Origin of the sequence: Proteiniphilum sp. (genome assembly GCF_034927365.1) — a bacterium.
Classification (GTDB): domain Bacteria; phylum Bacteroidota; class Bacteroidia; order Bacteroidales; family Dysgonomonadaceae; genus Proteiniphilum.
Window position 1 is genome coordinate 160,271 of the sequence record NZ_JAYFQD010000007.1, and the last position, 14,602, is coordinate 174,872.

Annotated in this window: 12 protein-coding genes and 1 pseudogene; 7 read left to right on the forward strand and 6 right to left on the reverse strand. The window is 42.3% G+C overall.

Annotated features, from left to right (window positions below; genetic code table 11):
• Window positions 1–56 precede the first annotated feature (56 nt).
• The 7 genes and pseudogenes from VB073_RS04270 to VB073_RS04300 form a co-directional block, all read left to right on the forward strand.
• Window positions 57–1,430 carry a DUF6242 domain-containing protein gene (locus VB073_RS04270; protein WP_323402905.1) on the forward strand — a complete coding sequence of 458 codons (1,374 nt, stop codon included), beginning with the start codon at window positions 57–59 and terminating at the stop codon, window positions 1,428–1,430.
• Between the two features lie 110 nt (window positions 1,431–1,540).
• On the forward strand, window positions 1,541–2,251 hold the full coding sequence (locus VB073_RS04275) for a DUF6089 family protein (RefSeq protein ID WP_323402906.1): 711 nt from the start codon (window positions 1,541–1,543) through the stop codon (window positions 2,249–2,251).
• A 21-nt stretch (window positions 2,252–2,272) separates the two neighbouring features.
• On the forward strand, window positions 2,273–3,037 hold the full coding sequence (locus tag VB073_RS04280) for an isoprenyl transferase (RefSeq protein WP_323402907.1): 765 nt from the start codon (window positions 2,273–2,275) through the stop codon (window positions 3,035–3,037).
• 31 nt (window positions 3,038–3,068) lie between these two features.
• Window positions 3,069–5,747: a BamA/OMP85 family outer membrane protein gene (locus VB073_RS04285; protein ID WP_323402908.1), complete on the forward strand. Its 2,679-nt coding sequence runs from the start codon at window positions 3,069–3,071 to the stop codon at window positions 5,745–5,747.
• A gap of 146 nt (window positions 5,748–5,893) precedes the next feature.
• Entirely contained in the window at window positions 5,894–6,406 is a 513-nt protein-coding gene (locus VB073_RS04290; protein WP_323402909.1) for an OmpH family outer membrane protein, read from the forward strand.
• Between the two features lie 78 nt (window positions 6,407–6,484).
• Window positions 6,485–6,991, forward strand: coding sequence for an OmpH family outer membrane protein (locus tag VB073_RS04295; protein WP_323402910.1), 507 nt, complete (start codon window positions 6,485–6,487; stop codon window positions 6,989–6,991).
• A 194-nt stretch (window positions 6,992–7,185) separates the two neighbouring features.
• Window positions 7,186–8,127 (forward strand): annotated as a pseudogene (locus tag VB073_RS04300) (IS256 family transposase, variant Zn-binding type); the annotation flags it as partial.
• 202 nt (window positions 8,128–8,329) lie between these two features.
• Here VB073_RS04300 and VB073_RS04305 read toward each other — a convergent pair.
• The 6 genes from VB073_RS04305 to VB073_RS04330 all read right to left on the reverse strand — a co-directional run bounded on the left by VB073_RS04305 (window position 8,330) and on the right by VB073_RS04330 (window position 14,508).
• Window positions 8,330–9,475, reverse strand: a complete 1,146-nt coding sequence (locus VB073_RS04305; protein ID WP_323402912.1) for a universal stress protein — start codon at window positions 9,473–9,475, stop codon at window positions 8,330–8,332.
• 116 nt (window positions 9,476–9,591) lie between these two features.
• Window positions 9,592–9,882, reverse strand: coding sequence for a DNA-binding protein (locus tag VB073_RS04310; RefSeq protein ID WP_323402913.1), 291 nt, complete (start codon window positions 9,880–9,882; stop codon window positions 9,592–9,594).
• A gap of 145 nt (window positions 9,883–10,027) precedes the next feature.
• The gene (locus VB073_RS04315) at window positions 10,028–10,726 is read right to left on the reverse strand and encodes a phosphatase PAP2 family protein (RefSeq protein ID WP_323402914.1); all 699 of its coding nucleotides are present in this window, start codon (window positions 10,724–10,726) and stop codon (window positions 10,028–10,030) included.
• Window positions 10,727–10,861: 135 nt separating this feature from the next.
• On the reverse strand, window positions 10,862–11,764 hold the full coding sequence (locus VB073_RS04320) for a tetratricopeptide repeat protein (RefSeq protein WP_323402915.1): 903 nt from the start codon (window positions 11,762–11,764) through the stop codon (window positions 10,862–10,864).
• 71 nt (window positions 11,765–11,835) lie between these two features.
• Window positions 11,836–13,680 (reverse strand): BatD family protein, encoded by a 1,845-nt coding sequence (locus VB073_RS04325; protein ID WP_323402916.1) that lies wholly within the window; start codon window positions 13,678–13,680, stop codon window positions 11,836–11,838.
• Between the two features lie 96 nt (window positions 13,681–13,776).
• Window positions 13,777–14,508 carry a tetratricopeptide repeat protein gene (locus VB073_RS04330; protein WP_323402917.1) on the reverse strand — a complete coding sequence of 244 codons (732 nt, stop codon included), beginning with the start codon at window positions 14,506–14,508 and terminating at the stop codon, window positions 13,777–13,779.
• Between the last annotated feature and the right edge of the window lie 94 nt (window positions 14,509–14,602).

Below are 14,602 nucleotides of genomic sequence, written 5' to 3' on the forward strand. Positions count from 1 at the left end.
ATCTTTCTACTTTTGCATATCATAATTAACTATGGCGTACAATATTTTTGAAACAAATGATATCTAAATATTTCCTTTGGACATCGGTACTTATCGTGAACATTTTGTTATTCTCTTCTTGTCTTGGTTCATCCGACAATATAGAATATCCTACTGATCCCCAGATATATAGTCTTTCATTATCCTCCAGAGCCGATACAGCCAGCCTTTTGCCCGGAGTTGCTTTTACTATAGATCAGGTAAATGGAAAAATATTCAATAAGAAACCACTTCCCTATAAGTTTCATGTAGATAGTGTAAAGCTATCCATCACCAGTAATCCCAATAATTATTATACTTTTGCTGCGGTAGAAATCGGGCTCTTTAAACCGGACAGTGATAAAGACAGCATGTACTACTGGAGGGAATCGGATTCAATCGCCATACCCCGGTTACGGAAAATCAAGACCACTGCAGCCGACGGAAAAACCCAAAAAGAATATGATTTTCAATTGAATATACATCAGGCAGACCCCTATATAATCTCATGGCAAAAAATTGAAGGAAACTATATTGCTGGTGCCGTTGAAAGCCAGAAGACCGTTGCTTTCGATAACAAGTTTTTCACCTATTACCGTTCCGGAGGAGAAATAAAAGCTGTTTATGTTCCGATCTCCGAGGCAACCAACAAAGAAAAGTGGGTATCAATCAATAATATACCCAATACTCTCACTCTTTCGTCGCTAATCGCTACCGAAAATACACTCTACGCAATGGATGCAACTACAGGCAACGTGTATCGATCATCCAACGGTTCTAGTTGGGAAATAACTCCAACTCAGACTGATTATGAAGTGGTAGCGCTCTACGGCGAACTACCCTTTACCACTCCCGGGAATATTCTGGTAGTGGTAAATCATCAGGGAGAGCTTAAGTTCGGCCAGGCAAATACCGACTTTTCAAATATCACCCCGATGAACCGCATACCGGATAATTTACCAGTCAAAGACTTCTCGGCAATAAAAGTAGAGAGTGGCATCTCCTATGCTACCAAATTTATCTTCCTCTCAGGTGGAACTACCAATAACAATATTCAAAACAACGATATTTGGGTATTACAGCAGGATAATGGCATTATTAAACATATCGTATCCAACAGGCCAGAAGACGGAACGATAAAGGGAAGCTCTCTTTTTTTCTATGACAACCAACCCTATTTGGTTTCATCATCATCCGGAAAAAATATTTTGATGTACTCAGAAAATTGGGGGCTTCATTGGATCAAATCCGGAGAGAACCAATCATTCCCGAGCAACTTTACGGTAAGGACAAATGCATCGGTAATTACCGATACAAACCACTATATATGGATATTCGGCGGAATATCCTCAACCAATACCCAAATTGTGGATATTTGGAGAGGTAGACTCAATAAGTTTATCCTGAATTGATAGAAAAAGCCACTTTTACGGAATTCTTTGTTCTTTACTCTTTATTTTTGTTCTAAACAATTTATATGCTAAATTTGCGTTAGAGTTGAGACAATATAACTCAAAACAGAATGAGAGTATATCAAAGATCTGTCATTGTCTCACTTTTTGCAACGGGTATTTTCATAATGATATCCATCGCAAATATCTGCGCTCAGGAATATAAATATGAAATTGGGGGGGCAGTGGGAACTTCGTTCTATATGGGTGATGTCAACAGAACGAAATTCTATCTTCATCCGGGCATTGCCAATGGATTCCTGTTCAGATATAACATCAATTTTCATTGGGGTATCAAAGCCAACATATTTGCCGGGAACATTTCAGGGAAGAGCGAAGATTCAGGCAATCTCTTTCCGTTTGCACACCACGGTTCTTTCCACCGTACTCTGGCCGAATTAGGGATACAAGTGGAGTTCAATTTTTTCCCGTATAGTGACCGATATGCATATCTCGGGACAAAAATTTTCACTCCCTACCTGTTTACAGGAGTGGGTGGGACTTATGCAACGGGAGAGAAGTTTTTTATGGGTGCAAATATTCCTTTAGGGATAGGGTTTAAATATAAATTAAAAAACAGGATGAATATCGGTATTGAGTTTTCGATGCGAAAACTGTTTAGTGACGATTTTGACGTTACGCAAAAGGGCACTGGATGGAATCTGGACACTCCCTACGGTATTCGGAGTAGTATTCTTAAAAACCAGGATTGGTATTCATTCACGATGATATTCCTGACATGGGAATTCAGCAGGCGTGAAGATCCCTGTCACGGAAATTAATAACTTATCCGTTAGAAAAAGATGTCGTTGTTTGACAAGATAGATAAGAATCGCGTTCCCACGCACATCGCCATCATTATGGACGGAAACGGTCGATGGGCAAAAGCCAGGGGATTAGAACGGGGTGAAGGGCATAAAGAAGGGGTTAATGCAGTAAGAAGAGTGGTAGAAGCTGCAACAAAAGCTTCGGTACGGAATCTCACACTCTACGCTTTTTCTACTGAGAATTGGAATCGACCTTCCAAAGAGGTGAGTGGATTGATGGATCTGATGGTGTATGCTATCTCCAGGGAAACGGCAGATTTGAAAAAAAACGGAGTATCTATCCGTTCTATCGGTGACAGGAACCGCCTACCGGAATATGCACGCACTGCTCTGGAAGAATGTATCAGGGAAACGGCAGGAGGTACAAGGCTTACATTAATACTGGCACTAAGCTACTCCGCTAAATGGGAGTTGTCTACAGCGGCGAGACAAATAGCAAGTGACACGATAAAAGGAGTTATACAGATAGAAGATATTGATGAAGAAACCCTGGGCAATTACCTTACCACACGTGGACTTCCCGATCCCGACCTGTTGATTCGGAGTGGAGGTGAACAACGGATCAGCAATTTTCTGTTATGGCAATGTGCCTATGCAGAGTTTTATTTTACCGATACTTTTTGGCCCGATTTTGATGAAGAAACGCTCTATGAAGCAATTTTTGAATACCAGAAAAGGGAGAGAAGATACGGTAAAATCAGTGAACAAATAGAGAGAGAAAACAATAATAGCTCCCACTGAACAAAAGAGTCAGAGAAAAGAAAATATTACAATGTTGAAGAAAATATCTTATTTACTTCTGTTATTTATCACCCTGTCGCGGTTCGTGTCAATGGCGCAGACCAATGACACCATTTCCTCGCCTATTCCCGGTGAAATAAGCGTGAACTATACCGATCCTCCAAAAAAATATTACATCGTTGATATCGATGTAACGGGTGTGGAAGGTACCATGTATGAAGATCAGAAGTTTACCCTTGTCGGTTTTTCAGGTTTGTCCAAAGGGCAAGAGATACAAATTCCGGGAGAGGAGATAAGCGATATCATTAAAAAGTTCTGGAAACACGGGCTCTTCTCCGATATCAAGATACTCAAGTCGAAGGTCCAGGGTGACAGTGTCTGGCTTGAGATACGCCTTACCGACCGGCCGCGTGTGAGTAATATCCGTTATATCGGTATGAAGAAGGGAGAACAGGAGGATGTTGAGAAGAAGATGGGAGTTGTGAAAGGAAATCAGATTACCCCTCCCCAGATATCCCGTGCCGAAGTGCTTATCAAAAGCTACTTCTCTGAAAAAGGATTTGGTGATGCCGAGGTGAGAATTATGCAACGTCCCGACGACACACAGAAAAACCAGATAATACTGGAGATTGATGTCGATAAAAAAGAAAAACTGAAAGTAAACAGTATCAACATTGTGGGGAACGAATCGCTCTCAGAACGTAAACTGAAATGGGCGATGAAGAAAACTAACGAGAAGGGAAAGCTCATTAACCTTTTCCGCTCGAAAAAGTTCGTTGAAAGTCTTTATAAGGAGGATAAAAATAATCTTATCGGCAAATATCATGAATTTGGATACCGCGATGCGGAGATTATTCGTGACACAGTTTACAAACATAATGAAAAAACAGTAAATATTGACATAGTACTGGAGGAAGGTCCTCTCTATCATATCCGTTCTATTAACTGGGTGGGAAATACGCATTATCCCTCTTCGAAACTGGGAGAACTCCTCGACATGGCTCCCGGAGATATTTACAACCAGAAAAAACTACAGGAAAGGCTTAGAGACGATGAAACTGCAGCCGTTAACCTCTACCAGAATAACGGGTACCTGTTCTCGTACATCGATCCGATAGAAGTCAATATCGAAAATGACTCGGTGGACCTGGAACTACGCGTACACGAGGGATCCAAGGCAACTATCAAACGGGTGATTATCCAGGGGAATGACCGTCTTTATGAAGATATCATCCGCCGCGAGTTGAGAACCAAGCCAGGGATGGTATTCAGCAAGGAAGACCTTCTGCGCTCGGTGCGTGAAATCTCTCAGACAGGCCACTTCGATCCGGAAGCACTTCAATCGGGGATAGGTAGCGGAATCCGGCCCAATCCGGAAGACGGAACTGTAGATATTACCTATCCACTGACTTCAAAAGGAAACGATCAAATCGAATTCTCGGCCGGATGGGGAGTGACAGGGTTAGTGGGAAAACTAAGTTTGAGACTCAACAACTTCTCTCTGCAAAACATGCTGAATCCCTCTATGCACAGGGGTATCATTCCCCAGGGAGAGGGGCAGACACTGGTACTGAGTGCTCAGACCAATGGCCAATATTATCAATCTTACCAGTTTCAGTTTATAGAACCCTGGTTTGGTGGGAAAAGACCCAATAATCTATCATTCAGTGTCTATTATTCAAGGATGACCGGGATCAGCGACCGGTACTTAAGCCAGAATATGTACAACAACCCCTACATGTATGGTGGATACCCTTATTATGGTGGCTACGGAGGATATGGTGGCTACGGATATGGTGGTTACGGATACGAGGATGCGATGCAATATGCATCCGACCCCGATCAGGTCTTCAACATGGTAGGTGCCTCATTGGGATACGGAAAACGGCTCAATTGGCCTGATGACTATTTCCAGTTTACGGCAGAATTAGGCTATCAACTCTATGGATTGAAAAACTGGAGCTATAACAATTTCCTGTTCCAGACAGGGGTAAGTAACAGTATTACCCTCGGACTGACTCTCTCCCGCTTCTCCACCGACAACCCTATTTACACGCGTAGCGGTTCACAGTTTACGCTGAGTGTGAACGCTACTCCTCCATTTTCGCTGTGGGACGGCAAAGACTATAAAAAAATAGCATATAACGACCCGGAAAAATATAGATGGAACGAATACCATAAATGGAAACTGAAGATACGTACTTTTACTCCACTCACTCCCTCAACGATAAAAAGGACGCCGGTACTGGCTACCAGGGTTGAGTTCGGATTACTGGGACACTATAATAGTGACAAGCAAACTCCTTTCGAGACATTCGATGTAGGGGGAGACGGAATGACAGGTTATACCGGTACTTTCGCCACCGAAAATATAGCGTTGCGTGGATATGAAAATAACTCGGTAGCGACGCAAGCTCGTGCCTATACGCGCCTGGGTCTTGAAATGCGTTACCCGTTTATCCTGGAACCCAGTTCTACTATCTACGGCATTGCATTCCTCGAAGCTGGAAATGCCTGGAAGCAGACAGAAATGAAAAATTTCAATCCTTTTGATCTGAAGCGTTCGGCCGGTGTGGGGGCACGTATTTACCTTCCGATGATCGGATTAATGGGAATTGACTGGGCATACGGGTTCGACTCGGTATACGGACGAGGTACCAGAGAAAAAGGTAAAGGCCAGTTCCACTTCATTATCGGACAGGAATTCTAATCAACCCAACTCTAAAATAGAAAAAACTATCGCTTAACATAATTTATTGTGCCACCGGTAAACGTTTTATTGCTGTAACCGTCTTTAGAAAAGAACCAAGATACAAGACTTCTTAGTTCTAAGTTGAAACATAAAAATGGAATCATATGAAAAAAGTACTTTTTCTGGTAGGAGTATTCATGGCATTGGCGATAGGGAACACCTATGCACAAAGGTATGCCTTGATCGATATGGAATATATTCTGAAAAAAATTCCCGCGTACGAAAGTGCCAATAAACAACTTGAGTCATTTTCGAAAGAATGGCAGAGTGAAGTGGACAAAGAGGTAGCAATAGTGGATGCTATGTATAAAAAATATCAGGCTGATCTGGCCTTGTTGGCAGGAGAAGAAAAGACCAAACGTGAAAATGAGATTGTCGCCAAGGAAAATGCCATTCAAGAACTCAGGAACAAATATTTCGGTCCGCAGGGAGAGTTGTTCAAAAAGCAGGAAACACTTATCAAACCCATCCAGGATGATATCTACGAAGCGGTTAAAGCCATTTCCGCGGAATCGGGCTATTCAATTGTAGTAGACAGAGCCTCTGCCACATCCATCATTTTTGCCTCACCCAGCATTGATATCAGTGATCAGGTACTTTCAAGGTTAGGTTACTAAAATAATTAAAATAAATAGATTATCTTTGTAGCCGGTTTTTTTATCCAATTACCAACTAAAAAATTAGAAATAGCAATCATGTTAAAGAAATTATTGGTTTTATTTATTGTTTTGGCTCCTTTAGCAGTCAAGGCACAAGAGGTGAAGATCGCCCTTATCAATGTTAATGAGATTTTCTACGCAATGCCCGAACGCTCCGGTATTGAAACTCAACTCTCCAATAAGCAGGAAGAGATCACAAAGAAACTTCAGGCATTGGAGGAAGAATTCGTAAAGAGAGGCGAAGAATTTGAAAAGAATCCTGCCACTTCTGAAACTATGAAACAGGATCAGCAAAGACAGCTGGCTCAGTTGCAGGAAAGATATCAGACCATAATGCAAGGTGGACAACAGGAAATGCAACAATTACAACAGCAATTGCTTGAACCGGTGAATCTAAAAATAAAGGATGCCATTAAAGCTGTGGGTGATGAGAACAAATACACGTTTGTGTATGACATCTCTGCGATGCAAGCACCCATTGTCTACTTTACCCCTTCTGCCGTAGATATTACTGCACAGGTAAAAACAAAACTGGGTATTTAGGGTATAAAGATCCTATAGAAAATAGGCTGTCTCACTGAAGTTAAAACTTCATTTTGAAACAGCCTATTTTTAGGTATAATGTTCAAAAAAGGTTGGTAAAACCTGGTTGAAAACAATATTGGTAAACGGTTTCAGTTATAATAATTGAAACCGTTTTCAATTTTCTATATTATGAATAAAAAAAATGCTGGGTCTGCAAGGGTAGCAATACGATAAAATGGGGTCAGAGAGAAGGTAAGCAACGTTACCGTTGCAAGGATTGTGGGGCCCTGTCAACCTGGACCAACAAGAGGGTGAGCCATCATAACCGTTTCGTATGGTTCCGTCATTGGATAACGGGCAAACAGACACTTGAACAGCTTAGTAATCAAAGTGGGTACAGCATCAGCAGTTTGAAACGCTATTTTTCAGTCTACCTGTCCGAATATCCTTCATGGAAGATTTCCCATAGGGAAAAGGTCAACCTGTTGATTGACGGGACTTATTTCACCAACAAGGTATGCCTGGTTCTGTACCGTGAAAGCAATGTAAAGGTCACCCTGTTTTATCGCCTGGGTGACGGGGAGTGGTTTGAAGAGTTGGTGGAAGACTTGCAGAATGTTCTTTCGCTGGGTATTTATATCGAAAGTGTCACTTGTGACGGGTTGACCAATATCATCAAGGCGGTACGTAAAACTACCCCGGATACGGTCATCCAGCGATGTCTGGCCCATATCCAGCGCGAGACGCTCACCTGGCTGTCACGTAATCCTCAAAGTGAGGCGGGGGTGGAGCTGCGTGAGATTATCCGCAGGTTGCACAGGATAAACAACCGGGATGCATGGGGGTATTGGGTGGTGGATCTGGTCAGCTGGTACGACCGTCACCGCGATTTTGTCAACCATAAAAGCTACAAGAAAGAAACCGGCCGTTACTGGTATACCCACAAGAGTGTGAGGAAAGCCTTCATCCACATCAAAAGGGCATTGCCCGAGATGTTCCATTACCTGGACAATCCGCGTATCGGCAAGACGACGAACGGACTGGAATCATTCTTCGGACACCTCAAACAAAACGTGTCCCTGCATAGGGGCTTGTCCAAGGCACATTTTAGAAATTACATCAAGTGGTACATCTACTTTAAAAGCAACGAGTAACAGGTTTTCTTAGCCATAAAAGGATTACCGGTAAAAGAAAAACGGAGGGGTTTCCCCGCTCCGCTTTTACCGTATAATCCGAAGTTTTATTGCTGGCAGGTTGCACCTCTGCAGAGCCTACTTCCTCTTAAACTTCGATACAAATATATGATGATTTTAACTGAAATCACCAACCATTTTTGAGCTCATTACCTATTTTTATTTAAATCCCTTTTATTACCAATAGGGGTGTATCTGAATGGAAAATCATTCTTCTCGCAATTCCAGGATTAAATATTCTTGCGAAAATATTACGGCGTGAACTCGACAAGGATATCATATCCACGTTGTGTTCATCTGCAAACTTATCAAGTGTTACCTCCAACCCTTCATTTTGGTCGATCAATTTATATTCGATCTGTAGGTGGGGGTATAGGTCGGAAAACCGTTTCTGCACCCCTGACAGTTTGATTTCATTCCATACGTCTTCCTTTTTGGCTATATGTGCCAGATAAACTTTAACAGGATATGGCTTCAAGAATGTCATCATGATATCGAATGCCTGAAACTCACGTTCCTGAAAATTGGTAAGAAAAACAATGGTCTTCATTTCAAAAAGATTTCTTATCTTGGCTCCCTCCGGAATAGCAAATACAGGCGTCCTACAGCCCTCCATCACTTCGGCGGTTACACTGCCGATAAGATCCAGTTCCTTGGCATTCTTTCCTCTTGTACCCATTACAATAGCCGTCGGACGCATCTTCTTCGAGTAGGTGATAATTTCCTCTTCAGGTAACCCTTCCACCAGGGCAGTCTTAAAAGATATATCGGGTATAGATCCTGAAGCAATCCTTTTCTGGATTTTCTCTACCAAATTCTGCATCTCCCGCTCGGTTCTGTTTCGAACGTCCTGAAAAAGGTCTTTATCTGTGGTCTGGAGAGTGAAAGTATCTCCAAAGGGAACCGATGCCGGATAGAAAGGGGTGAAGAAAGCGTGGAGCAGTTTCACCTTGCACTCCAGATCACTGGCCAAACGAAATCCAAATTCACAAGCAGCTAAGGAATAATCGGAAAAATCCACCGGAATGAGGATCTCATTCTTGATTTTCACCTGTTCTTTCTCACCCTCTACTGAGGTAAAATCCACTTCTTCAATGATACGGAGTGCTTTGGGAAGATCGCTTTCATTTATTCGCACACGCACATTCCCGGGCAATACCGGATCGATCAACTTTATACCATGAATAACCGCTGGAATTCCCTCTGATTCAAGGATCGATTTTAACATATGCGCTCTTTCATACGTGTGGATGGCCACTGTAACCAATTTCTCATCGTATGAATCACTATTTTTTTTATCTTTTCCCATACTATCATCATTTTATACATCCACAAGAAATCACTCCCACGAATGCCGGGGTAATAATTCAAAGATAAAAAAACCCCATATTGAATTTGAAAATAATCAATAAAGGGTTTTTGTTTTTATTCTACCTCTTCGGTTTCCACCGAATCGGGTTCCGGATAATCCTTAAGACCAAGAATACTGAGCACCTTGTCGAAAATTGTGGTGTCATCAAGCACAACAATACCACCATTCGGACCCGGTTCAATATGTATTCCCACACTTTTGCCTTCCTTATAATTGTATCCACCAAAATAATTCCTCACGGTTTCGGGTTTCATATCCAATTCCTCGGCTATCCGGTGGATACTACCGTCAGGGAGTTTGTCTTTCAGCTCTCTTAACTCGTTAAAAGTAATTGTTCTTGCCATGGCTTTTTATTTTTATTTATTAATAATACAATTTGATAATCCACTCACTCGTTTCATGCCATAAACATACACAAAAAAACAGAGAAACCAAATTTTTTATATTAAAATCTTTACAAAATGTTTCGTCTCTGTTGTTATAACGTCTTCAATGAGGTAAAGTTGATAAAAAAGGACTAAAAACAGTAATGACGATCAAATATAAAATGATAAAAACAGACAACACCGTCCCCTCCTTTTTTCCATAGGCACTCTGTCTGCGGGTGGAGGGAGGATGGATCACCGCATTCCGCGTTGCCGCATACATAGCGTATACAATAAATGCCACTATCGTTCCGACAACCATTCCTGCGATAATATCCGAGATAAAATGAACTCCCAGATAAATGCGCGTATAACTGTTGATCGTGGCCCAGAGCAGCGTACTCAATATTACAAGGCGGTTACGGAATACCAGTGAAAGAAACACGGCCACTCCAAAACTATTGGTGGCATGGCCGGAAATAAAACCGTATCTACCGCCTTTATAGCCTTTCACTATATCTACCATATCCTTGAAATCGGGATGATGAGTGGGTCTGAAACGTTCAAAGAAAGGCTTAAAGAAGCCCGATGAGATCTGGTCTGTAGCTACAAACAGAAGAATAAAGAAAAGAGTTACCAGAATAGCCTCTTTCCTGCGTGCACGGTAGAAGAAGAGAAAAAGGATAAAGAGGAAAACAGGGATCCAGATAAAGCGACCGCTGATGGTCCACATCACATTGTCCAAGAATAGAGAGTCTGAGCCGTTCATGGCAAAGAAGAGATTGCGCTCCAGAGGTAGTAACCGCTCTACAAAATCTTTCATATTATTTTATTTAGAGACAAGAGTCAAGACTATTTAGGATTTCCATATTTGACCACAACGATTTTGATCCCACCCCGGGCATTGTTTCAATTCATCTTTCCAATTCAACAGTTCAACAAACATTTCATTGGCATATTAAATAATCTCAACATCCTGTTGACGGATCCAACCTACGCTACCATCAGAGATCTGAATCTCAAACCACTTACCATCATTATTTCTGATCCTCACTTTCGTTCCTTCGTGCAGTTCAAAAAGCTGATTGCTGTGGCTATCGGGTGATGCATTCACTGCTGCTGCCCCCGACATCACAATAGCGGAGTCTTTTCGCACACGCTCGTTCTTTTGACTGAAAGCAAAGACATTTGCAGTAATCGCTAACAGAAATAACACAATACCTGCGTAAAAGGCGCTTTTTCTCGCCCATAGCAGTCGCATAAAAAGATAAACACCCACACAAACCAGGAACAGTATAAAAAATATTATCCCCATGGTTCCCCATTGGCCCGAACTGAACATATTCCTGATACCTCTGAACCAGTTGGTAAGAAATAGATTGGCGGCCGTATCGATACGATCCACAGTACGATTCTGTGCAAATCGGAGATTATGACGGATATCGCCATCACCTGGATCAAGAAGCAGTGCCCTTTCATAACAAAGAATCGCCCTGCCCAACTGATTATCCCTGAAATAAGCATTTCCCAGGTTGTAATAGAGTTGAGCCGACACTTTATCCTCAGATTTCCCTTGCGCTATAAGCTCTTCATAGAGGGCAATACTTTGTTTATAATCCTGACTGCGATACGCTTGGGCTGCGACATCGTTTCTATCCTCCATTCCCGTTGTCGACGGCTCTGACACTGTTTGACCACTCTGAGAGAGTGTATCACTCACTTCCTGTCCCACCGCTATCCCCATACCACAGTACAACGTCAAAACAAAGACCAACGTTTTCGTTAAGTAAGAGCAAAACAAATTTACTTGTTTTGCCGAACGTAGAAAACGCCAAATGAAATTGAATATATTACGTATCATATTATTTCGATTTGAAAATTAGCTGATTTACTGATTAGCTGATTATGGGCATAAATCATTAAATCAACACATCATTTAATTGCTTTCCTCAACTTGTTTTCCATCTCTTCAATTGCATTCATCGTGTCGTTGTAAATCCGGTCCATCTCAGCATTACTCTCGGCTGGAGCATACCTTGCAAATTCACAGGTATCCAGAATCCCGATAAATCGGGCAGCCAACTCTTCGTTGACTCCTTTTCCCGAGAGCTCCTCTTCGATATTATTTCTTGAAAGGCGCGCCACCGGAATCGACAATTTATCGCTGAAATATCCCCATAGTGCACGTAACATTTCATCGTAGAAATGCTCCTTATCCTGTTCTTTGAGATATTTATTCGCTGCTTTCAACCTTTTAATAGCCATTTTATTTGCCTTCCGGGTACGCATCAACGTCACATTTGCATTTTCACGCGCTTGTTTTCGGTTAACGATAAATAAGGCAATCAGTATGATGAGCGGAATGAGATACCATAACCAGTAATTCAATGAACCCACAAACAAGAGATTTCCGGAAACAAAGGAAGGCTCGCCTGTCTTCAAAAAACGGATATCCTGCTCCACCTTCACATCCTGCCGGTTTACAAAAGTACTTCCCACATTGCTGCCCTGGTCTCCTTTTGCAATCTGCAGGCTTTGTTCAGGTACAGTCAATGTCTGGTAGCTGTTTCTGGAGGGATCGAAATAGGTAAATTCGACAGCCGGAATAGTATAAGATCCTTCGTACCGCGGGATAGCCATATAATCTATCTTTTTCATCCCGGTCAGTCCGTTAGTTGTCACGTTCAAAGAGTTAGTGATTGTGGGATCATATACCTCGAAATTATTGGGAAATCCTATCGCAGGTTCCCTTATCAGTTTTATATTCCCGGTACCCGATATCTCCAATGTCACTGTGATTGCTTCATTGGCCTTCACTTCCGTAGAATTGATACGAGATTTCAATGAGAAGGAGCCCACGGCATTGGCATAGCTGGCCGGCTTATTGGCAGGGAGAGGCTTTACGTTAATCGTCAAGGGATTTGTCACCAACTCCTTTTTCACGTCTACCATCAACTCCTGACTACCAAAGAAGGTAGAAGCCATTTTCCCCGACCGAACGGAGAAGACCATCTCGAGGCTACCGCGAGGAATAGATATTTGGCCTGAACGTTGCGGAAACAGCAATGTCTTTCGAAGATCGACCGTGGAATAGTTTCTTCCGTTATATCGTTCCAATTGCAATTGACGATTCATGGGAAGATCCACCTCCTCAACCATAAACCCCTCAAATTCGGGGAAATGGATCTTCCCGAAGTTGACTACATCAAGTGTGGTATAGAGCCGGAAAGTAACGGTAAAGCCCTCTTGCTCATAAGGATCATTTTTTGAAACGATTGCCCTGATAAAAGCATCATCGGAAGAAACGGTGGCCGCCCTTTTGTCGGACGAACGCTCTTCAGCCCGGTTCCCTCCAGTTGTGGGTTGCCGTGAAGAAGATTCATCGGGAGGAAGTACCTCTATCTGCAGGGTGTTGGATTCGTAATTACTCCCATCCACCTTGATAGAAGCTTTTGGAATAGTAAATTTCCCCGCTTTCTTCGCCATCAGGGTATAGGTATAGGTATAGGAGCTCTCTGAGGTCATCTTACCATTTATGTTACTCTGGAAGTGACCTTGGGAAGTGACCGGGCCAAACAGAATATCAAAATCGGGCAGATCGGGTATACGAAGGTCTCTCCCTACCTTATTCGTCAAGATGAAACTCAGCCTGAATTGCTCCCCTTCAACCACTGCCGCAGGGGCGACAGCCTTGAAGGTCACCTCTTGTCCGGACATCTTGCTGGCGCCTGTCAACAATACAGCGAAAAGAAGAAAATGTATATATATGCGTCTCATATGAGTTATTTTTTCTTTAGAAGTCAATAAGTGCAAGAATATTCAATTTTTTAATTCATTGGCGCATTGGCATATTAGCACATTGTTAAATTAGTCTTACCAATTCTTATTATTTCTCCTGTTATTTTCAGCCTGTTGTTCTCTTTCTTTGGCTTTTATCTGTTGCACCTTCTCCTGGGTCTCACGCTCATCCTGTTCTATTGCCTGAAGCAATTGTCGGGCATTGTCGCGCGACATCTGCTCGGGTTGTTGCGATTCTTCCGCTTTTTTCTCCTTATTTTGATCGTTCTGCGGCTGTTGTTGTTCCTGTTGCTGCTGATCTTTTTGCTGGTCATCTTGTTGTTGATCCTGCTGATCATCCTGCTGATCCTGATCCTCTTGATCCTGGAGCATTTTCTGCACCACCGCCAGGTTATACCTGGCCTCATCATCCCGGGGATTCAAACGAAGTGCCATTTTATAGGCTTCCATCGCATTCTGTAAATCTTTCTTTTGCAATGTCGCATTCCCTATATTATGCCATGCAGCGGAAGCATCCTCAGGCTTTTCTTGCTCTAATGCAATATAATGGTTGTATTTCTCAACCGCCTGATCCCACTCTTTCTGCCGGTAGAGCGCATTTCCATAGTTGAAATTCCCCTCTTTGGATGCAGCATTTTCCTCCACTGCATTTCCATAGAACTTAGCCGCCTCGGAAAATTTCTCCTGCTGATACTCCTTATTCCCCTTACGGATATTCTTCCTGGCATCTTTCTGCGCAGAGAGAGCTGCAGGAAGCATTATCCCCATTATCAGAAACATGATATATTTTATAAGATACTTATTCATTCTTTCAAAATCGTTGAATTTTTGAATCGTTGATTTTAGCTTTGCCTAACTTTATATCAATTCACTTTTTCATTTAACAGTTAAACAATCAAAC